The 17,482-nt window shown below is 57.9% G+C and carries 13 protein-coding genes; 5 read left to right on the top strand and 8 right to left on the bottom strand.

Translation table 11 applies throughout. From position 1 onward, the window contains the following. Positions 1-9: 9 nt before the first annotated feature. The 3 genes from ACYQ47_RS13745 to ACYQ47_RS13735 are packed head-to-tail and all read right to left on the bottom strand — an operon-like array spanning position 10 to position 2,239. Positions 10-816, bottom strand: a complete 807-nt coding sequence (locus ACYQ47_RS13745) for a family 1 encapsulin nanocompartment shell protein (protein ID WP_459905689.1) — start codon at positions 814-816, stop codon at positions 10-12. A 1-nt stretch (position 817) separates the two neighbouring features. Then, on the bottom strand, positions 818-1,867 hold the full coding sequence (locus ACYQ47_RS13740; RefSeq protein WP_459905688.1) for a Dyp-type peroxidase: 1,050 nt from the start codon (positions 1,865-1,867) through the stop codon (positions 818-820). A 48-nt stretch (positions 1,868-1,915) separates the two neighbouring features. Further along, positions 1,916-2,239 (bottom strand): DUF6566 family protein, encoded by a 324-nt coding sequence (locus ACYQ47_RS13735; RefSeq protein WP_250467782.1) that lies wholly within the window; start codon positions 2,237-2,239, stop codon positions 1,916-1,918. Positions 2,240-2,646: 407 nt separating this feature from the next. On the opposite strand from ACYQ47_RS13735, the gene ACYQ47_RS13730 reads away from it, so the two are divergent. Beyond that, positions 2,647-2,787, top strand: coding sequence for a hypothetical protein (locus tag ACYQ47_RS13730; protein WP_459905687.1), 141 nt, complete (start codon positions 2,647-2,649; stop codon positions 2,785-2,787). A gap of 26 nt (positions 2,788-2,813) precedes the next feature. Here the strand turns inward: ACYQ47_RS13730 and ACYQ47_RS13725 are convergent, their stop codons facing one another. Together ACYQ47_RS13725 and ACYQ47_RS13720 are read right to left on the bottom strand one after the other, a co-directional pair. Then, entirely contained in the window at positions 2,814-4,445 is a 1,632-nt protein-coding gene (locus ACYQ47_RS13725; protein ID WP_459905686.1) for an NYN domain-containing protein, read from the bottom strand. A gap of 45 nt (positions 4,446-4,490) precedes the next feature. Next, positions 4,491-5,900: a replication initiation protein gene (locus ACYQ47_RS13720; protein ID WP_250467778.1), complete on the bottom strand. Its 1,410-nt coding sequence runs from the start codon at positions 5,898-5,900 to the stop codon at positions 4,491-4,493. 635 nt (positions 5,901-6,535) lie between these two features. Here ACYQ47_RS13720 and ACYQ47_RS13715 point away from each other — a divergent pair. The 3 genes from ACYQ47_RS13715 (at position 6,536) to ACYQ47_RS13705 (ending at position 11,972) form a co-directional block, all read left to right on the top strand. Beyond that, on the top strand, positions 6,536-7,747 hold the full coding sequence (locus ACYQ47_RS13715) for a ParA family protein (protein ID WP_244831060.1): 1,212 nt from the start codon (positions 6,536-6,538) through the stop codon (positions 7,745-7,747). Further along, on the top strand, positions 7,744-8,721 hold the full coding sequence (locus tag ACYQ47_RS13710; RefSeq protein ID WP_244831059.1) for a ParB/RepB/Spo0J family partition protein: 978 nt from the start codon (positions 7,744-7,746) through the stop codon (positions 8,719-8,721). Before ACYQ47_RS13715 ends, ACYQ47_RS13710 begins: the two co-directional genes overlap by 4 nt. 2,942 nt (positions 8,722-11,663) lie before the next feature. Then, entirely contained in the window at positions 11,664-11,972 is a 309-nt protein-coding gene (locus ACYQ47_RS13705) for a hypothetical protein (RefSeq protein ID WP_459905685.1), read from the top strand. Positions 11,973-12,112: 140 nt separating this feature from the next. Here ACYQ47_RS13705 and ACYQ47_RS13700 read toward each other — a convergent pair whose 3' ends face one another. The 3 genes from ACYQ47_RS13700 to ACYQ47_RS13690 all read right to left on the bottom strand — a co-directional run bounded on the left by ACYQ47_RS13700 (position 12,113) and on the right by ACYQ47_RS13690 (position 16,059). Then, on the bottom strand, positions 12,113-12,835 hold the full coding sequence (locus ACYQ47_RS13700) for an OmpW/AlkL family protein (protein ID WP_459905925.1): 723 nt from the start codon (positions 12,833-12,835) through the stop codon (positions 12,113-12,115). A gap of 102 nt (positions 12,836-12,937) precedes the next feature. Next, positions 12,938-13,672: a TenA family transcriptional regulator gene (locus ACYQ47_RS13695; RefSeq protein WP_250527108.1), complete on the bottom strand. Its 735-nt coding sequence runs from the start codon at positions 13,670-13,672 to the stop codon at positions 12,938-12,940. An 8-nt stretch (positions 13,673-13,680) separates the two neighbouring features. Beyond that, positions 13,681-16,059: an EAL domain-containing protein gene (locus ACYQ47_RS13690; protein WP_250511395.1), complete on the bottom strand. Its 2,379-nt coding sequence runs from the start codon at positions 16,057-16,059 to the stop codon at positions 13,681-13,683. A gap of 499 nt (positions 16,060-16,558) precedes the next feature. Between ACYQ47_RS13690 and ACYQ47_RS13685 the strand changes: the two genes are divergently transcribed. Next, the gene (locus ACYQ47_RS13685) at positions 16,559-17,353 is read left to right on the top strand and encodes an H-NS family nucleoid-associated regulatory protein (RefSeq protein WP_459905684.1); all 795 of its coding nucleotides are present in this window, start codon (positions 16,559-16,561) and stop codon (positions 17,351-17,353) included. Positions 17,354-17,482: the final 129 nt, after the last annotated feature.

Genomic DNA, 17,482 nt, shown 5'->3' with positions numbered 1-17,482 from the left:
GCCCGCGCTTTAAGCCGTTGCAGCGACCACCGCCACCGACGCCTCGCTCGTCAGCATCAGGAAGGTCAGCGTTTCGCGCAGATAGAGTTGCACGGTCGTGTCCGTATGGCTCGTATAGCCTATGGAGAGGTCCTGCCCGAGATGCAGTTCGTAGTCGCCACCGCGCGTGGAAAGCACGCAGCCGCCCTTGATGGCAGGCGCCCAGATGAGATCGCCAGCCACTATGCGCTTGATATGCTGGATCACCGGATAGCCCTGATCGCTGGCTTCGGCGAGCGCCGTGTAGGCATCCGCGCCTAGCAGCACCGTGTACGGACCGTCCACGCCCGCAAGCCGCAATTTTTCGAGCGACTCACTAATGGCACGCGGATAGTCGCTTACGTCGGCAGGCAGTGTCGTCGCGTCGTTGGACGATCCTTCGCGGATGCCCGTGATGTCCGCCGCGCCGAAACCATCGAAAATGGCGCTGTCTTCGGCGATAGCCAGTTCGCTCGCCGCCGTCTTCGCGGGCTGCCAGTCGCCGTCGTTCGAACCGCGCTCGACGCTGTCGATCGATTCGCGCTGCAACGTGAAAGGCACCGTCAGTTCGATGAGCGTCCTCACGTCGTAACGCTTCGCGCTCACGCCCTTGGCAGGCGATGCAATCGCCGTCTGATGTCCCGTTCCCACGCCCGAAAGATCGACACCGCCGGGACCTTTCACATCCACCACGCGCCGGCCGGCAAGCGAGCGCTTGAAGGTGCGCGCCACTTCCGCTTCGATTTGCGACCATGCCGCGCTCGAAATGGGCGCGAGCTCGCGATGCAGGTTATTCATGTCAGGACTGTCCTTTGAGTGAACCGATGTTCAGTGAGCCGTCCGCACGGCTCGGCGTTGCATCGGATGAAGACGACGATGACGATGCGGGCGCGGGTTGTGCGGCGGGATCGCGGTCGGCGAGTGCTTTGAGCAAGTCGGCCGACGGTACGAAGAACAAGCCGCCCGTGACGGCGTGACTGAAGTCGAGCAGCCGGTCGTAGTTGCCGGGCGGCCTGCCGACGAACATGTTCTCCATCATCTGCTCGGTGGGCGCGGGCGAACGCGCATAGCCGATGAAATACGTGCCGAATTCGCCCGCGCCGGGCCGTCCGAAGGCCATGTTGTGACGCAGGATTTTTACTTCCTGGCCGTTTTCATCGAGCGTGGTGAGCGAACTGTGCGAGCACGAGGGTTTCACGGCTGCGTCGAGTTCGATATCGGACAGCTTCTTGCGGCCGATGATCTTCTCCTGCTGCTCTACCGTCAGCGCGTTCCAAGCGGCCATCTTGTGCAGATACTTTTGCACGATCACATAGCTGCCGCCCGCAAATTCCGCATCTTCCTCACCGATGATCGCGAAGTGCTGCGCCGCGCGGCCCGATGGATTTTCGGTGCCATCCACGAAGCCGACCATATCGCGCAGATCGAAGTAACGAAAGCCGTGCACTTCATCGACGACGGTAACGGCATCGCCGAGTGCCTCGAGCATTTGCGCGGCAAGCTCGAAGCACAGGTCCATGTGGTCCGCGCGGATATGCAGCAGAATGTCGCCGGGCGTGGAAATGGCGCGCCGCTCGCCCGAACCGAACTCGCGGAACGGATGCAGCGCGGCCGGGCGTGGCGAGCCGAACAGCGAGTCCCAAATGTCGGAGCCGAAGCCGCACACGCAAGAGAGATTCGCGGTTGGAGCCCGCGTGCCGACTGCGCGGACCAGCGCGGCGATATCGCCGCACCAGGAGCGCACGGTGTCGCCGTGCTCGCGTCCGTGCGCCACCGTGGCGACGATAAAGATCGCGCTGCGCGAAATGGGGTTACAGACAGCTTGCGATTCCGGAATCTCGTTGGGCATCTGTTCTATTCGATTGCAAGGAATGATGTTGTCGTAGGCGAAGCGGCTTCAACCGACGCGCACCACGACCGCTCCGGGCCGATGCTCGAGTTCGTCGTTGAACCAGGTTTGCGCGCGCTCGCGCTCGGCTACGTCGGAGTGGGAAGGATCGTTGAGAAAGCGATGCCGGATGGTGCGACGCGCCCACTCTATGCCGTCGCGTAGCGCTTCTTCGACGGTGCGCCATTCCGGCTGCGTGGTCTGCGGCCATTCGTCGATGACGGACGCGCCATCGCGACGAACGTCGATATCCGCGACCCACGCTTCGCGCTCGTTGCGCTTGGCGCGCACGGAAATCTCGAACCCTGCATAAACGTCAACGGCTGACTCCATGGCTTCCTCCACTCGGCATACATGGACATGGTTTCGAAGTGCGTCGTGCCGCCGTCTTTTTCCTGTTGATGACGAAGCGGTGAACGAAATTCTAGATTACAACAAGTTCGTGAAAATGACGTTGAAACGTGCACTCGGTTTGTTGCCGCAGCCTTGAGGAAAACCGATGTACCGATGGACGCATGATTTATTATTTCGTCATCCGAATCAGTTTTGGCGGGAAGGAAGCCGCCTTCGATTCACGCTTTCATTGCGCGACCGGAATCCATCGCGCGTCACTTCGCGCTTGAAAGAGCCCTTCGTGTATCTCGACGATGAATGCGAACGTCAGTCTATTCGTCGTGTTCGTTGGCGGTGCGCGTCTCGTTGCGCAAGTGCCGCCCGAATGAAATCGGGGCGACAAAACGATGAAGCGTTTTGTCATTCCCCTCATTGTGCTCGCGGTGTTGATTGCGTTGCTTTCGGCGAACGCGCGGCGCTTGCCGTCAGCGCTCATCGACTGGGCTTCGAGAGCGATTGAAGTGGTCATCGACGAAGTCGTGTGCTGAAACGACTCCGTCTCGACTGAGGTTGCTTACTGCTCGTCGGTTGGCGTGGTGGCTTTGCGCGACCGGCTCGTGCGTGACGTCGTTTTGCGCGCTTTTTTTACGGGCTTCGGAATGTCGGTTGCATCGCCAGGCTGCACGAACACGCCTGTATCCGAGGACGCGGCAGCGCTTTCGGCAGCGGCCTTCTTTGCAGCGGTCTTTCGCCCGCCGCGTCGGCTCGCTGAGGGCTTCTTCTCGGTGTGAGATGCAACGGTGGGTTCCTGGTTGATCGGGGCAGCGGGTTCGTCGGTGACTTCAGACGCGTCGTTATCACTCGATGCGCGACGCTGCGCGTCTCTTCGGCCATTTCGCTTGCCCCGCCCGCGTGGATAGCCCGTGGGTTCGTCGGCCAGTGCGGACGCGTCGTTGTCAGGCGACGCTTGCAAGCGCTCCGACGCGTCTTCGCGACTATCGTGATCGCCGGGTACGACTGCGTGGCCCGCGACTTCTAACGTGTCGTCGTCAGCCAAAGCGCGTGCGAATTCGGGCGCAGGACGCTGCGACCCTCGGCGATCATTCCGCCTGCCACGTCCACGCAAATGGTGGCCCGAGGGTTCGTCGGCAATTGCGAGCGCGTCGTTGTCGGCCGACTCTTGCGCGGGATATTGCGCGTCTTCGCGGGTATGCTCCGTGAATTCATCCACGATTTCGAATGCGTCGTCATCGGCCGAAGTTTGCACGGCCTCCGCAACGGCATGCTGCTTGTCCTTACGGCCGCTACGCTTATCGCGTCGGCGCTGATTGCCCTGAGGCTCCGCCACCGATGCCGCTACCGCTTCTCCCTGCCCCGCATCCGTGCTCACCGTCTGGGCCGCACGAAAGACAAAAGAGCCGGACTTGTCATCGCGACCGACTTCCAGCAGACCGCGCGAACGCGCCTCGTCGAGCAGATTCCCAAACGCGCGAAAGCCATAGTGCGATTCGCTGAACCCCGGCTTGCGACGCTTGATCGCGCTCTTGAGCACCGACGCCCAAATCTTTTCGCCCTCCCCTCGCTCGGACACCAGCGCCTCGAACGTCTCCACGGCGATCGCGACCGCCTGGGACTTGCGCGCGTCGGGCTCCTGCTTGGGCTGCCGGTCGGCATCGGCGGGACGCTTGGTTGCGACGTTCGCCTCGCGTTTGGCGAGTGCGCGCTGCTGTTCGCGCACGAGGTCGTCGTAGAAAATGAATTCGTCGCAATTGGCGACGAGCAAGTCGGAGGTCGAGTTTTTCACCCCCACGCCGATCACCTTCTTCGCGTTCTCGCGCAACTTCGAGACGAGGGGCGAGAAGTCCGAGTCGCCGCTGATGATGACGAACGTATCGACGTGCGACTTCGTGTAGCAAAGGTCGAGCGCATCGACGACGAGCCGGATATCGGCTGAATTCTTGCCCGACTGCCGCACGTGCGGAATCTCGATCAGCTCGAAACTTGCCTCGTGCATCGCGGACTTGAAGCCCTTGTAGCGATCCCAGTCGCAGTAAGCCTTCTTCACGACGATGCTGCCTTTGAGGAGCAATCGTTCGAGCACGGGCTTGATGTCGAACTTTTCGTACTTCGCGTCGCGCACGCCGAGCGCGACGTTTTCGAAGTCGCAAAAGAGCGCCATGCTGACGCTATCCTGATTCGCGGGCATACAGCTTCCTGTTGAGACGCGGGAGCGCTGTCCCGCTGGCATCGGTCACGCAGGCTTCAAGCCCGCTCTGACCTTCTTCATCTTGTTGAAAACGTGCGAGCAGAATGCATCCGCGACCACGCGATTGACGGTGAGGATATTGTCGGCGCTCAGGGTTTCACGCGAGACGCCCTGTTTCTCGATGAGACGCTGCGGAATCAGTTGACTCACGAACGACTGACACAGTTCCCGCCGCAGCGGCGCATCGGCGGCTTCGAAAAACTCGCGGCCCGCCTTCGTCTCTTCGCCCATCTTCGCGCGGGCCGTGTCGTTCTGAGCCTGGATGCTGGCTTCGAGCTGCGCTTGCGCGTCGGTGTGATCGCGGCGCGTCTTCTTGTCGTCTTCGAGTTGCTTCGCCTTGATCGACGCCATCTTGCGATCCGCCTCGCCGATCCGGTAGTTGCCCTCGAGCGCCTTGAACAGATAGCCGCGCGGACTGACCGTGACCTTGCCTTCGTTCAGCTTGAAACGCGTGTATTCGATAGCCTGCTGAAGACGCTCGTCTGTCCAGAGGTCGCGGCGGCTCGCGAGGCGCTCGAAGTCGGGGGTGTCGAAGGCGAATTCGTTGTGGAGCACGAGATACATCGAGTCCTGAATGCCGGCTCGGGCTGCATCGGCGCCCTGCTTCTTCGTGAAGCGAAAACGAATCTTCAGCTTGTCGCCCGATACGCGTTCCGCATTGGGTTCCCAGCTGACATCGAAATCAGATACTTCATTGAGCTGATCGATGGCGGGTTCGAGAAAGCGCTTCTTGAACTCCTTCACCTCTTTTCGCGATTCGCCGACCTTGCCGGGCCACTCGATCACTTCCGAGAACGGAAACCATTCGGTCACGCCGTGCCCTTCGCAGGGAATCAGACGGTCGTAGATGGCGCGCGCAAGCGACAATGAAAATGCCGTCGATGCGCGCAAGCTCAGCCAATGCGCTTTGTACGGGCTGATCAGGTACTTGATGACGCGCCCCGCCAGCAGAATGCAAACGACGTTGCGCTCGATATAGCAGTCGCCGAGCAGACTGATGGTGCCCCACGAATCCTTCTCGGTGAGTTCTTCGATAGACGGCGCCGTCATGATTTCGACCCGCGCCCGTGCCGCCGAGCGCATTTGCGCGATCAGGTGGCTATGGTTGCGGCTGTCGTAGCGCATCAGCCACTTGAAGTAGTTGATGTCGGCTGTGAAGGTGTAGACCTTGTCGTCGATCAGTTCATCAGGCGCCTTGGTGGCCACGATGAAGTAGGCGGCGTCCAGCACGCGGCGTGCGGCGATGCCGAGGCCACCGACCCGCGTGAAAATGTTGTTGCGCAGAAAGCCTATGTCCCTCGTGGACTCGCAAATAGCCGAGCCTTGCGAGGACATGTCTTCGTAGATGTCCAAGGCGAGTTGCTGCGGCGTAGCGGTGAGGTCCTGAGCTTGCATGCGTTTGGTTCGGTTCGATTCCCCGGCACTCTATCAGGCAACAAAGGCGTGTCAACACAAAAACCACCCCGGTTGCGTGCGACGCGATCCGCACAAAAAGCGCCCCGGCAGTCGGACGGCTTGCCCAATTTCCGCCCCGCCGCCCACAATTTCCGCCCTGTCGTTCACATTTTCCGGCCTATCGCGCACAAAAACCGCCCTGTACAGCACAAAAAGCGTCCCTATCCACAGGGGTGATCTCTGATTCGAAACGGTTTTTCGGTCTCTGTTTGTAGGTTTGCGGGTTAGAGTTTACAAAAGAACATAACAAACCGGACTTCGAGGAAAATAGGAATCTTCGAATTTTGGTATTTAAGTCCTTGAAATTATTGATTAATTCGTGTCGCACAAAAAGCGACCCCGGGGTGGTTTTTGTGCAGCCGTTTTAAGGTGGACGATGTGTGCAGGCTTCATTGGTCAAGATTAGGCATTGGCGACAAAGTTTGACGCGTCTTCGGCCGCAATAAGTCGCTAATAAACAAGGAGTTAGTCCGTGCGTGTGTTTGTGTGCGACAGGCTCCGATTTTCGCTACAACCTTGTTTACGCGTTATCGTGTATTCTGCGCTTCGACATCAAAACAAGGAGGAAGCGCAGAATGGCAAACGTAGGCACCCTACCGATGGAAGACCGCAGGGTCACGCTTCGCGAAGTCGCGGAGTTCGCCGATAACCTCGAACCCTTCTCGGACAATCTTCGCGAACAGATCCTAGCGCCTCGTCCGCGTAAACTTGCGCCGTATTACACGATCGGCGAGCTTGCGGAGATGTGCAATCTAACGCGGCAGCAAATTCAGTATCTAGTGACCAAGGGCGAAGGCGGCTTGCCGCAAGGCACGCTCAACGGCAACGGCCGCAGCCGCACATTCACGCTGCCCGAGGTTCGTCTGTGGGTGAAGATGGCGTCCGATATCTATCAGACTCGTCTCGCGGATGGCGAAAGCGATTTCCGAGGGAAAGTGCTGACGACTGCACAGCTCAAAGGCGGCTCTGCGAAGACGACGACGACTGTATGTCTCGCGCAGGCATTGACGCTGTTAGGACGTAAGGTACTGCTCGTTGACTTGGATCCGCAAGCATCGGCTTCCGAGCTTTGCGGACTCTACGCCGAGAAAGAAATCTCCGGAGACGACACCGTGCTCCCCTACATATATGACCAGAATGTCGAAGGCGGTCTGGGCGCGAGCGTTCAGTCGACCTATTGGGATGGACTCGACATCATTCCAGGACACACGTTCCTCTATGGCGCGGAGTTCTTGCTGCCCGCGCGTCAGAAAACGATTCAGGGATATCGCTTTTGGGCGGTCCTCCGTGAAGGTCTTGAGCCTTTGAAGGCGCAGTATGACTACATACTGATCGATACGTCGCCGTCGCTCTCGTATATGAATCTGAACGCGTTGCTCGCAGCGGATGCGCTTGTCATGCCGATGATTCCCGAGAACCTCGACTTCATCAGTTCGCTCGCGTTTTGGCGTCTGTTCTCGGATGTCGCGGAAGACTTTCTGCCCTATGAGGAAGACAAGGTCTATGACTTCATTTCGATCTTGTTGTCCAAGGTCGATTACGGGAAGACGTCTTCAGCTCCGGTCGTTCGTCAGTGGGCACAGAGTGCGTATGGACGGTGGCTCGATCCGTTCGAAATCCCGGCAAGTTCTGTCATGAGTGGAGGAGCTTTGTCCTTTTCGACTGCGCTCGATGTAGTGAGCACGCACTCGATCGCCAAGTCGCTTCAGCGTGTTCGTCAGCCGATGATGCAGTATGCCAAGTGGCTAGATGACATGTTCGTCAAATCCTGGAAGGAGTCGGCATGAGCAATAACATCAGAGAACAACTCATGGCCAAGACGGCCAACTTGCCGAAGCCGGCAGACTTCAAAGGCGAGACGAAGAAGGACAAGTCGGCGCGCGGTCCGCAAACCATGCCGGGAATTACGAGTGCCTTGGCGGCGGCCCAACTTCGGATTCAGGAGTTGGAGGGGAAGGGCGTCGAGACTGAGATTCCGGTGAGTGAGATCGTACCGAATCCCTGGCAGCCTCGTCGGCAGTTCAACGAAGCCAAGCTCTCGGAGCTAGCACGTTCGATTGATGAGGTCGGCTTGCTGCAAGCCGTTACCGTCCGCCGTTTGGGTGATGGGTTTCAGTTGGTTGCGGGCGAGCGGCGGCTTCGCGCTCATAAGCTGATCAATCGCGAGAACATCAGGGCGGTGGTGATCGAGTGTTCGGATCAAGACATGGCGGCGCTTGCGCTGATGGAAAATGTCACGCGAGATGATCTTTCCGATTATGAGATCGCAATTTCGATTCGACGGGCCGAAGCCGAGTTTCCTAATCGAACCCGACTCGCGCAAGCGATGGGTATCTCGCGTAGCGACCTATATCGTTTTTTGGCCTATGACGATCTGCCGGACTTTGTGAAGCGTGACCTTGATTTGAATCCGGCGGTATTGGGTGCTTCATCGGCACAAGATACGGTTAATGCGCTCAAGAAGACCGGTGAATCTGGAGTGCGGGCCCTCGAAGAGTTGTGGCCGCAGGTCGTGTCGGGTGATCTAGTTCAAACAAAGCTCGCGGCTAGTTTGAGCGCGCAGGCGGGACAGCGTGGTTCTTCTACGGATGCCGGCGGAAGAAGCATTTTAAAGATTTTCGCGGGGAAGGTTCAGGCTGGGAGCATTACCAAAGACGTGAAGGGACTTACGTTTAAGTTTAAGTCTGGTGTGATGACCGAGGAACAGGAAAGTCAGCTTAGGGAACATATTGGGAAAATGTTTTCGATTCGGTCGGAGTGATAATTGAGTCTCTTTGGCCCGCCGCTGGCGGGTTTTTTTTCGCACGAAGCTTTTACTTTACCGGGAGCCATTCCAAAGTCGCATCGAAGTGTCCGAATTCGGACAGTGTTCGGATTACGCGTGCGCACTTCAGCGTACGAAGACATTTTTTGCAAGCGGGTCACACTCGGTCGGGTGCGGCGATTTTCGCTTCGCAGTCTTATGTGCTTCTTGCGCATTGTCGACGCGTTAGAGCACGGAGGTTCTAACAATTTCTCGCGATGAGTGCGGAAAGGTTACTCGCCGTTGTGAGATGAATGTACACGCGAAATAGATCGTCTGTTTCCGCGAGGCAAAATGTTTCGACAGACGCTGCCGGCTTAGCGAGCATTAGCGTGGCGCCTGCCGGTGGTCCCCCTCCGCTACCCTGCCGGCGTCAATGTGGACGCTCGCAAACACTCTGCTGTCCAACAATACTTTAAGCAAATTCGAGTTGAAGAGACCTCCGCACCACCGGTACGAGGCGCCGTTTCGCTGGTTCGAAGCAACAACTAATGAGCAATTCTAGCGAGCGCTTTAGTTAACGTGCAGCGCACTCCTCTCACCTTGCCCGCGCTTCTCATGACTGTCCGAATTCGGACAGTTTCGTCCGCGAACGAAGTTTGCAGATCGAGACACACGTGCCAGTCCACGATCGCGCGCCATCGCGAAGACACAATTTACGGTGCAGGACGGATGACGCCACGCTCGCAAAATCTCGAAGCATTGACATTGCGTGTATGCATAACTTTAGGCGATCGCGCTCCGACCGTTATGGGGCGCAGCTGCACGCCGATGATTCCGCACCACGGGCGAGGATCGAACGAGCGCTCTTGAGGCGCCCGACCTTGGGTGTCCGAATTCGGACAGGCAGCGAGAGAAGCTGATAAGCCTGATCTTGAGGCTTCTGCAACGCATGAGCGGACGCAGCAAAATGGCGCGATACGCGGATCAATTCGGGGTGAATTAGTGTCCGAATTCGGACACGCGAACATGGGCGGGTAGGGTTCTTTCGTCCAAGAGGCATGCATGGTCATTCTCTTGCGCGGCTTTGACGGTGGCTTTCCTGATGCTCGCAGATTCTTCCCCGAGTTTCGACGGCTATTAATCACCGGATCGCGCACGCGAAACAACAGGTGACTCACGCAATCCAGTGCATGTCACGGCATGTGAAATCACGGCGCTGCTCAGGGTTCGTTGAGTAAGGCTGGTGGGCATGCGTCGGCCTGGCTTTCATCTCGCGCAAGCGTCCCGGCATCGCCGGGCGATAACAGATATGGCAGCGAAACCTTCTGTGATCGGATTTTGTTCATTCGCGCGGCGGTAATTTCCCATCCGCGTTTAAAATCGCATTCCTTACGCGCCGCTGCTTTTTTTGAGTACATGAGGCAGTGAGGTCGGATACCTGTCGCTGACGAATGCTGCCTAAGTGCCTTGGACTCCCAGTTGCCGTCTGATTGCGTCCACCTCCCTAACTGTCGGTCGTCCTGCCCGCAGAGACTTAACAATCGATCACAACGAAGCCGACACTGCCGTGTACTCGGTGAATTTGCCAAAACTGGACGCGGTCCTCCCACGGGACAACAACGACTCCGGAACTCGAGAGCAGGCTTTCGAGATGACGTTTGCATGGTCGTGTAGCCGAGACGTTAATGCAGAGAGCGCATTTAAAAGTCGATGATGATATGTGTCGAATGACGTTGGGGATGAATGCTCATCCAAAGGGAGTACGTATATTCAGGCGAGTGGACTGCTCGGACTTACTTCGGCGCTGTGTAAGTGACTGGACAATTAAACTCAAGCGCTGCGTTGGAGACCAATTTCCTCGGCGCTGATTGAGTCGAAGCGTGTCCGAACGCAAGCCCCAGGCGCATTCAATCTGCGCTCTGTCCGCTCCAACTGGCCAAAAGCGAAGGAAGTCCAAGCGTGCAATCGCAACTATGTGCATAACAGCAATATCGACGCTATCTCCGTAAAACTAAGTTAATGACGCAATACGCCGCGCAACTTGAGTTGCGCTCGAGAAGAGGGGAGGGGCGGCAAAGAGCAGCCGCATTTGGTTGGCTGGGTTCGAGTGTCTTTAACCTCCACGCCCCTCGCCGAATAAGGCAGCTAAGAAACACTATGAATCGACTCGCCTGTATGCGCACCGAATTTGACACGCACGGCTACTTCCATGGCGCGAGCTTAGACGGCACCTCAGGTATGCCGCAGCATCACGGCGGGGACCATGAATGCTTCACCGCATCAGAGAGACCAAATACCGCCGCACCTTCGTGAAACAGCAAGGCAGAAAGCGACTGGCAGATTTAGCATTCGATGACAGATGGCATCCAGCGGCTTTGCGCCGAGTCGCCAACTACCTTTGCACAGCTTTCGCATATCGTTGTAACGCTGCTGGGGGAAGCGCGAGACGCATGCCACATTCGCTGAGTCTGTAATGGCCAGTCGATGGTTAAAAGGAACGAAGCTAGGCAGCGGCTAGTCGGCGACTAAGGCATGATCCTGCAGAGGAAGAAAGGCCTCTTAACAAAGGCCTGGCTAGCCGTCGATCGACGAACAACACCAGACCGAGACTCGCATCGCGGAATGCTTTTGCACGCGTAGTCGGGTTAAACGATGATCACGATCAGGCGTCATGAGCTCCACGCAGCAGAGAGTGCCGCGAAAGCCTCCAAACCGGTTTAACTCTCGACCATTAAACAGCTTTGCAGTCCAAAATCGCTTGAAGAAATGCTGAGATATCGATGCTATCTGCAAGCGCGCACAGTCGCGACCGTGAAACAATGTCGTCTCCCTGTGAATTCAAATTATTCGTTTTAAATCAGTTAGTTAAGCGTATGAATGCAAGTTGTTTCACGCAGCTATGCAGCTTTTGGCCGATCAGAACTAGCCGACTTGGCAAAACCTGAACGGAAAACAACATGCAAGCGCTTGATTACAGTTCGACGTATCAAACAATACGCTTTTCGTACTTAAATTTGAGAATGCGCAAGACGCCTCATATGAGCCTCGACCCGAATTTGCAACCGCTGATCGGCAAACCACCACATCTTCGGTTCGGCGAAAACAACCAAAACTCTCGCCGACTCGCGCCTCGGTCCTTCGGAAAGTTGGACACCAACAGCGACACACGCATCGGGTTTATTCAAAAAGTTCGTCGCAATACAAAGCCCTCGCGCGACGCTGATAAACCGCCGCTCATACCCAAGCACCCGCCGAACCCAATTTGACCCACGAAGAATCAAAGTCCCTAACCGAAGCGTCAACCATATCCACGAACAGCAACAACGCACTCACCCCGTCGCTAGATCGCCACCCGCGCATACGCCATCAACCAACACGACATCAAACACGACAAACAACGAACCCATCAAAACCGATACCCCACCGAAAGAAACGTCACGATTGGATCGAGCTTGATCTTCGATTCACTCCGCACCGTCCCCACCGCTGAATTCGTCGTCAACGTCGCTCGTGCCGACAGCCACATATAAGACACCGAAAACGCCGCCGACCAATGCTGCGTGAAGTTATAGGCAAAGCCCGCATTCACCACCGGCGCAACCGAACTGCTGATATGCGCCGTCGTCGGTCCCGTCAGCGCGGTTCCAAATTGCGGCGAGTAAAGAAACGCGCCATTTGACATCGCCGAACTGAGCTTTACATCCGAGAACCACACATAAGACGCGCCCGCGCCGACATAAGGCCGGAATTTGCTCTGCGAGCTCATGAAGTAGTACTTCAGCAAGAGGGTAGGACTCCACTCGCGCGCCGTGCCGAGTTCGCCCAGGCGTCCGAGGGTGCCCTTGCCATCGAGATGAAATTTCGGCGCCACGCCGGCGATTCCCTCGACCGCAATGTGATCGGTGAAGAAGTAAGCCGCCGTGAGTCCGAGCGTGTCGGAGTTACTGACAGAAGCGCCCGCGCCCGGCGATGTCATCGATTGTCCGAGCGCCGAGATGTTGAACGGATCGCTCGAATCCTGCGGCGCGAAATGCATCCAGCCGGCATTAAGCTGAATATCCCCAGCGGCCTGTGCGTGTGCACCCGTCGCGCAAAGCGCCGCCATTGCCGCACATGCCATCAATTTGATCTTCATTCTGCTGTTCCAGATTCGGTTCGGATTACGGCCGAGCGCATCCGAACCGCTCAGGCAACGCCTGCGGAACCGGAGCACCACAAAGGAAAGCAAGCCTCAAAAACAGCAGTCGAGGCTCACCTTGAAATACTCGTAACTCATCTCGATGCTGCGCTTGACCGCATGCACTTCATCGACGCCCGGCGCATTGCCGAGCAACGTCGCCACGATCTCCAGCGCTTCCCACGGATGCGCATCGTCGTAATGGGCGTGCAGGCTGAGCCAGCGCATCGCCTTGCGACGCATCGACGGCGCAAAGCTCATTGCGTAGGTATCGGTGCTGCAAACCAGCGTGGACCATTCGCCCGTGACGCCTTCGATAGCGAAATTCGTCGCGGCGATGCTCGCAGCCAGCGCATCCGTGCTGCTGCTTTTCCAGCACCAGTGGCTGAGCGCATAAGCGAGCGACGGGCCATTGCCCTTCATCAACGCGCGCTTGCTGACATCGTGAGCCGCGGCCCAATCGACCCAATAATCCGCATGGTTTTGCTCGACGCGAATGTTGCGCGTCAGATAGCGACGCGCCAGATCTTCGCCGCGCGAATGTCCATAGCGCAGCTTCTGCAGATTCATCGCCATGTATTGCGGAAACTGCTCGACGACCGGCCAGCCGTTCACGAGGAACGCTTCGGCCTGACGCGGTTCCAGACGCGCTTCACGCATCGCCGCGAAAATGGGATGGTCGACGACCCGTTGCTTGGCCGCATGTGTTTCAGCCAGAACATCCGCGAGCCATGCCGGATAGCTGGCAATGTCCTTGAGGTCACCAACCCGCTGAAAAGTGGGATCCAAAACTCCTCCTAGTTGATCGCAAGGAACTCGACGTTCTGCGCCCAGAGAGCCGGGCGGCCGACGTGAAAGCCCTGAACGAAATCGACGCCCATCGCGGCGAGTGCGCGCAAGATCGCTTCGCTCTCGACGTATTCCGCAATGGTCAAGCGTCCCATCGAATGCCCGATATCGTTGATTGCCGCCACCATGTCTCGGTTAACGGCATCCTTCAACATGTCCTTAATGAATCCTCCGTCGATCTTGATGTAGTCGACCGGAAGATGCTTCAAATAACCGAACGAGGACATGCCCGCGCCGAAGTCGTCGAGCGAGAACTTGCAGCCGCGGCTCTTGAGTTCGCGGATAAAACGCGCGGCCGTCGCGAGGTTGGCCACGGCCGTCGTTTCCGTCACTTCGAAGCAGATCGACGAAGGCGCGATATGGCTGACCGCGAACTGATCGTTCAAGAACTGCAGGAAGCGCTCGTCGCCAATGGAGGCGCCCGAAAGATTGATCGCGTACTGCACGCCCTCGTGATTTCCGGTCTTCGCGAGCACCGCGAACACGGCGCGCACGACCCATCGATCGATGGCGGACATGAGGCCATAGCGCTCGGCCGCTGGCATGAAGAAGTTCGGCGGAATGATCTTGCCGCCTTCGCCCACCATGCGCAGCAGCACTTCCACATGCCGTGGATGCGACTCGCAGTGCTCGGGCGCAATCGCCCGAATCTCTTGCGCGTAGAGGCAAAAGCGATTGTTGGCGAGCGCGTCCTTGATGCGCCCGCACCACGACATCGCGCTTGCATGGCGCGTGAGTTCCGCGTCGCCGCGCAGCGCGAGATGAACGCGATCGCGTCCGCGTTCCTTCGCGAGATAGCAGGCAATATCGCCGAAGCGCATGGCGGTTTCGACATCGAGTCCCTTGAGATCGACGAGGCCGATGCTCACGCTCGTCGATAACGTGTGCGTCTCGCACGACCACTCGAAAGCGGCTATTTCGCTGCGCAGACGTTCGGCGATCTGCAAGGCGTGGTTTTCGTGGCAGTCGAACATGAGCGCCGCGAATTCGTCGCCGCCCAGACGCGCGAGCGAATCTTCGTCGCGCAGACATTTTTTGATGAGCGCGGCCACTTCGCGCAGCATGGTGTCGCCGGCTGCGTGACCGTAGGTGTCGTTGACGACTTTGAACTGATCGAGATCGAGCATCATCAGCATGCAGGCGCGTTCGGTTGCGCTGTCCGCTTGCGGATCGAGCGATGCCGCGAGACGCCGTTCGAATTCCGTGCGGTTGAGCAGCCCCGTCAAGCCATCGTGCGATGCCTGCCATGAAAGGCTCGACACGTACTCGCGCTCGCGCGTCATGTTGCGCAAGAGCAGCACGACGCCGGTGATCGTTTCGGACGTATCGTGCACGAGCGACGTAATGGCCTGCACGACGGTTTCGACGCCATGCACGTTAGTCAGAATGAGATCGCCGCCCGGTTCTTCGCGATCCGCGCCGCGCAGCGCCTTCTCGATGAGATCGACAGGCCGTCTGTCCCATTCCCTGACGATGGTTACGAGATCCGTGAGCGGGCGCTTCACGCAAGCGGCGGCCTCGCGGCAAAGCAGGCGTTCGGCGGCGGGATTGATGAACTCGACCAGTCCCATCGGGCCGACTGAAATGACCGCTTCGCCAATCGACCCGAGTGTCGCTTTTGCGCGCGCCTCGCTTCGACGCAAGGCGTTTTCGGTGGCGATGCGTCCGGTGATGAAGCGCCGCGCGTACCACACCGACAGCGACACCAGAATGACGGCGACGAGCAAATTCAAGACGAACAAAAGCAGCGCGGTTTGCCGAAACGCGGCGCCGAGAACATCGGCGAAAGCGCGCGAGATTGGCGCGATGGACGCGTTGATGTTCCACACTTCGCCCGTCAGATAGTCCACTTCATTGCGCGCCGAAACGCCCGCCGCCTTCGCCGTGCGCAACTCGCGCGCGGCGACGGTCAACCGTTCGACGTAAAGATCGCCGCTCGTCCAGTAGCCGACGGCCTGCTCGAAGTAACTCGCGCGGCGAAACGTGCGAAAGACCCAGATCACCGAACCAACATCCGCGGGATAGACGCCGCTTTCAAGCAGCGCGGCGCGCGCCGTTTCGACATCGGGATGAGCACGGTCGAGCGCGAGCCGCGCGCGCTTCAAATTGAGCGGGATTGCAATCGAGCTTTCATATTGCCGATACGCCTCTTCGTCGCCCGTTTGCGCGTAGCGGATGAGATAGAACACGGCGTCTTTCTGGCCTTTCGACCAAGTGCTTTCGCCGCCGATATACGCGCGCACCGACGACATGATCGAAAGGCTCGTCGCCACGAGCGTGAGCAACGAGACCACCACGGCCACGAAGGGCCATGTCGTTCTGAACAACTGTCGATTGGTTCGGGAGGCCGCAGGCATATCGAGCCTTTCTTTTCCGTTTTATTCCGGGGTGGGGCGATGCAGGTCGTGCCGCATGGCAGCCTTCTTGACCTCCGGCTAAGACTTTCTGCGCAGGAAAAGTCCTGTCGCTCCGAGTACTAACGGCACTTTCGGCGCAGAGTTGAGGCTCTATTTCGCAAGAAGCATGAATGGGAATAATAGCCGCGAAGCTAGCGGTTTTTTAATTCGTCAGAAGAAATAGTGGCAATCGTTTTATCATGCGGTAAGCCTTGCGAGGCGCGTCGTCCACGAGTGCGCGCTAAAAAATGCTTCGTCCTCTTTAGCGAAAACACGCTTTGGTTCGCGTAGTGTTCACGTAAGCGAATCTTTATATGCGTGACGGGCAAGCTTAAAGTCCGGCGCCGCGTCATGGACTTTATGAAGCAAGCTTTTATGCGTCCCGATTTGATGGCATAGTTCAGCACAAACATTCCAAAGGAACTGCGCCATGACGACCATCAAGCAGATTCAATCGAGAATACAAAAGCTGCAAAAGCAGGCCGATGCCATCATCGCAAAGCAGGCGCAGAAGGTGGTCGACCAGATTCGCAATCTCATGCTCGAGCATGGGCTCACTACATCCGACATTGAAAACGCCGCGCGCAAACGCAGACAGGGCACGGCGCTCGCATCGAAGGACACGAGCGATCAATCCGGGTCGGCTGGCAATAGCAAAGTCGCGGTCAAATATCGCAATCCGAAAACCGGCGAAACATGGAGCGGCCGCGCAAGACCGCCGAAATGGATTGCGAGCGTGAAGAATCGCAGCAAATTTCTGATCGATAAAAGCGAGGCTTTAGCGAGCAGTGTCGTCAAGACGGGCGCCAAAAAGCGCGCTTCCAGCAAAAACGCAGGCGTCGCGCAATATAAAGATCCCGAGAGCGGCGCGACTTGGACCGGACATGGCCGCGCACCTGGCTGGATCGCAAGCGCAAGCGATCGTTCTGTTTATCTAATCGGCAAAGCGGCTAAGACTGCTAAAAAAGCCGTGGAAAAGAAAGCGGCCGTCAAGAAAACGGCAGCAAAGAAAGCGGCTGTTAAAAAAACCGCCGTAAAGAAAACAGCGGCAAAGAAAACCAAAGCCAACGCGGCAAGCAAGACGGCACGCAAGGCGCCGACCGCGACAAAGCGCGTCGCGGTACCGCGAAAGAAATCGGCCGCGAGCAAAACGGCTGGCGCGCTCGATCCGCAGAACGGCGCCGCATCGTCCACGCCCGCGAGCAACCAGGCGTCCGCGGCCTGATGTCAACGAGCATCGCTGTCGCGCAATAGCGGCGCGTAGTCACTAAAGAACTGAAATTGTTTGCCGATAAGCAGTGCTGGTGCTGCATCGGCAAATTGCGTCGCAGCACCGCAGCCGATCCGGTCCAAC

This window comes from Caballeronia sp. HLA56, assembly GCF_054655155.1.
Note: the sequence above shows the minus strand (reverse complement) of the source record. Positions and strands in the feature narration are given on the sequence as shown.

Excerpts from the sequence above, each read along its gene's own strand:
- ACYQ47_RS13735 (WP_250467782.1), bottom strand. The coding sequence starts at position 2,239 with ATGGAGTCAGCCGTTGACGTTTATGCAGGGTTCGAGATTTCCGTGCGC.
- ACYQ47_RS13685 (WP_459905684.1), top strand. The coding sequence starts at position 16,559 with ATGACGACCATCAAGCAGATTCAATCGAGAATACAAAAGCTGCAAAAG.
- ACYQ47_RS13705 (WP_459905685.1), top strand. The coding sequence starts at position 11,664 with ATGCAAGCGCTTGATTACAGTTCGACGTATCAAACAATACGCTTTTCG.
- ACYQ47_RS13745 (WP_459905689.1), bottom strand. The coding sequence starts at position 816 with ATGAATAACCTGCATCGCGAGCTCGCGCCCATTTCGAGCGCGGCATGG.
- ACYQ47_RS13710 (WP_244831059.1), top strand. The coding sequence starts at position 7,744 with ATGAGCAATAACATCAGAGAACAACTCATGGCCAAGACGGCCAACTTG.
- ACYQ47_RS13740 (WP_459905688.1), bottom strand. The coding sequence starts at position 1,867 with ATGCCCAACGAGATTCCGGAATCGCAAGCTGTCTGTAACCCCATTTCG.
- ACYQ47_RS13715 (WP_244831060.1), top strand. The coding sequence starts at position 6,536 with ATGGCAAACGTAGGCACCCTACCGATGGAAGACCGCAGGGTCACGCTT.
- ACYQ47_RS13725 (WP_459905686.1), bottom strand. The coding sequence starts at position 4,445 with ATGCCCGCGAATCAGGATAGCGTCAGCATGGCGCTCTTTTGCGACTTC.
- ACYQ47_RS13730 (WP_459905687.1), top strand. The coding sequence starts at position 2,647 with ATGAAGCGTTTTGTCATTCCCCTCATTGTGCTCGCGGTGTTGATTGCG.
- ACYQ47_RS13720 (WP_250467778.1), bottom strand. The coding sequence starts at position 5,900 with ATGCAAGCTCAGGACCTCACCGCTACGCCGCAGCAACTCGCCTTGGAC.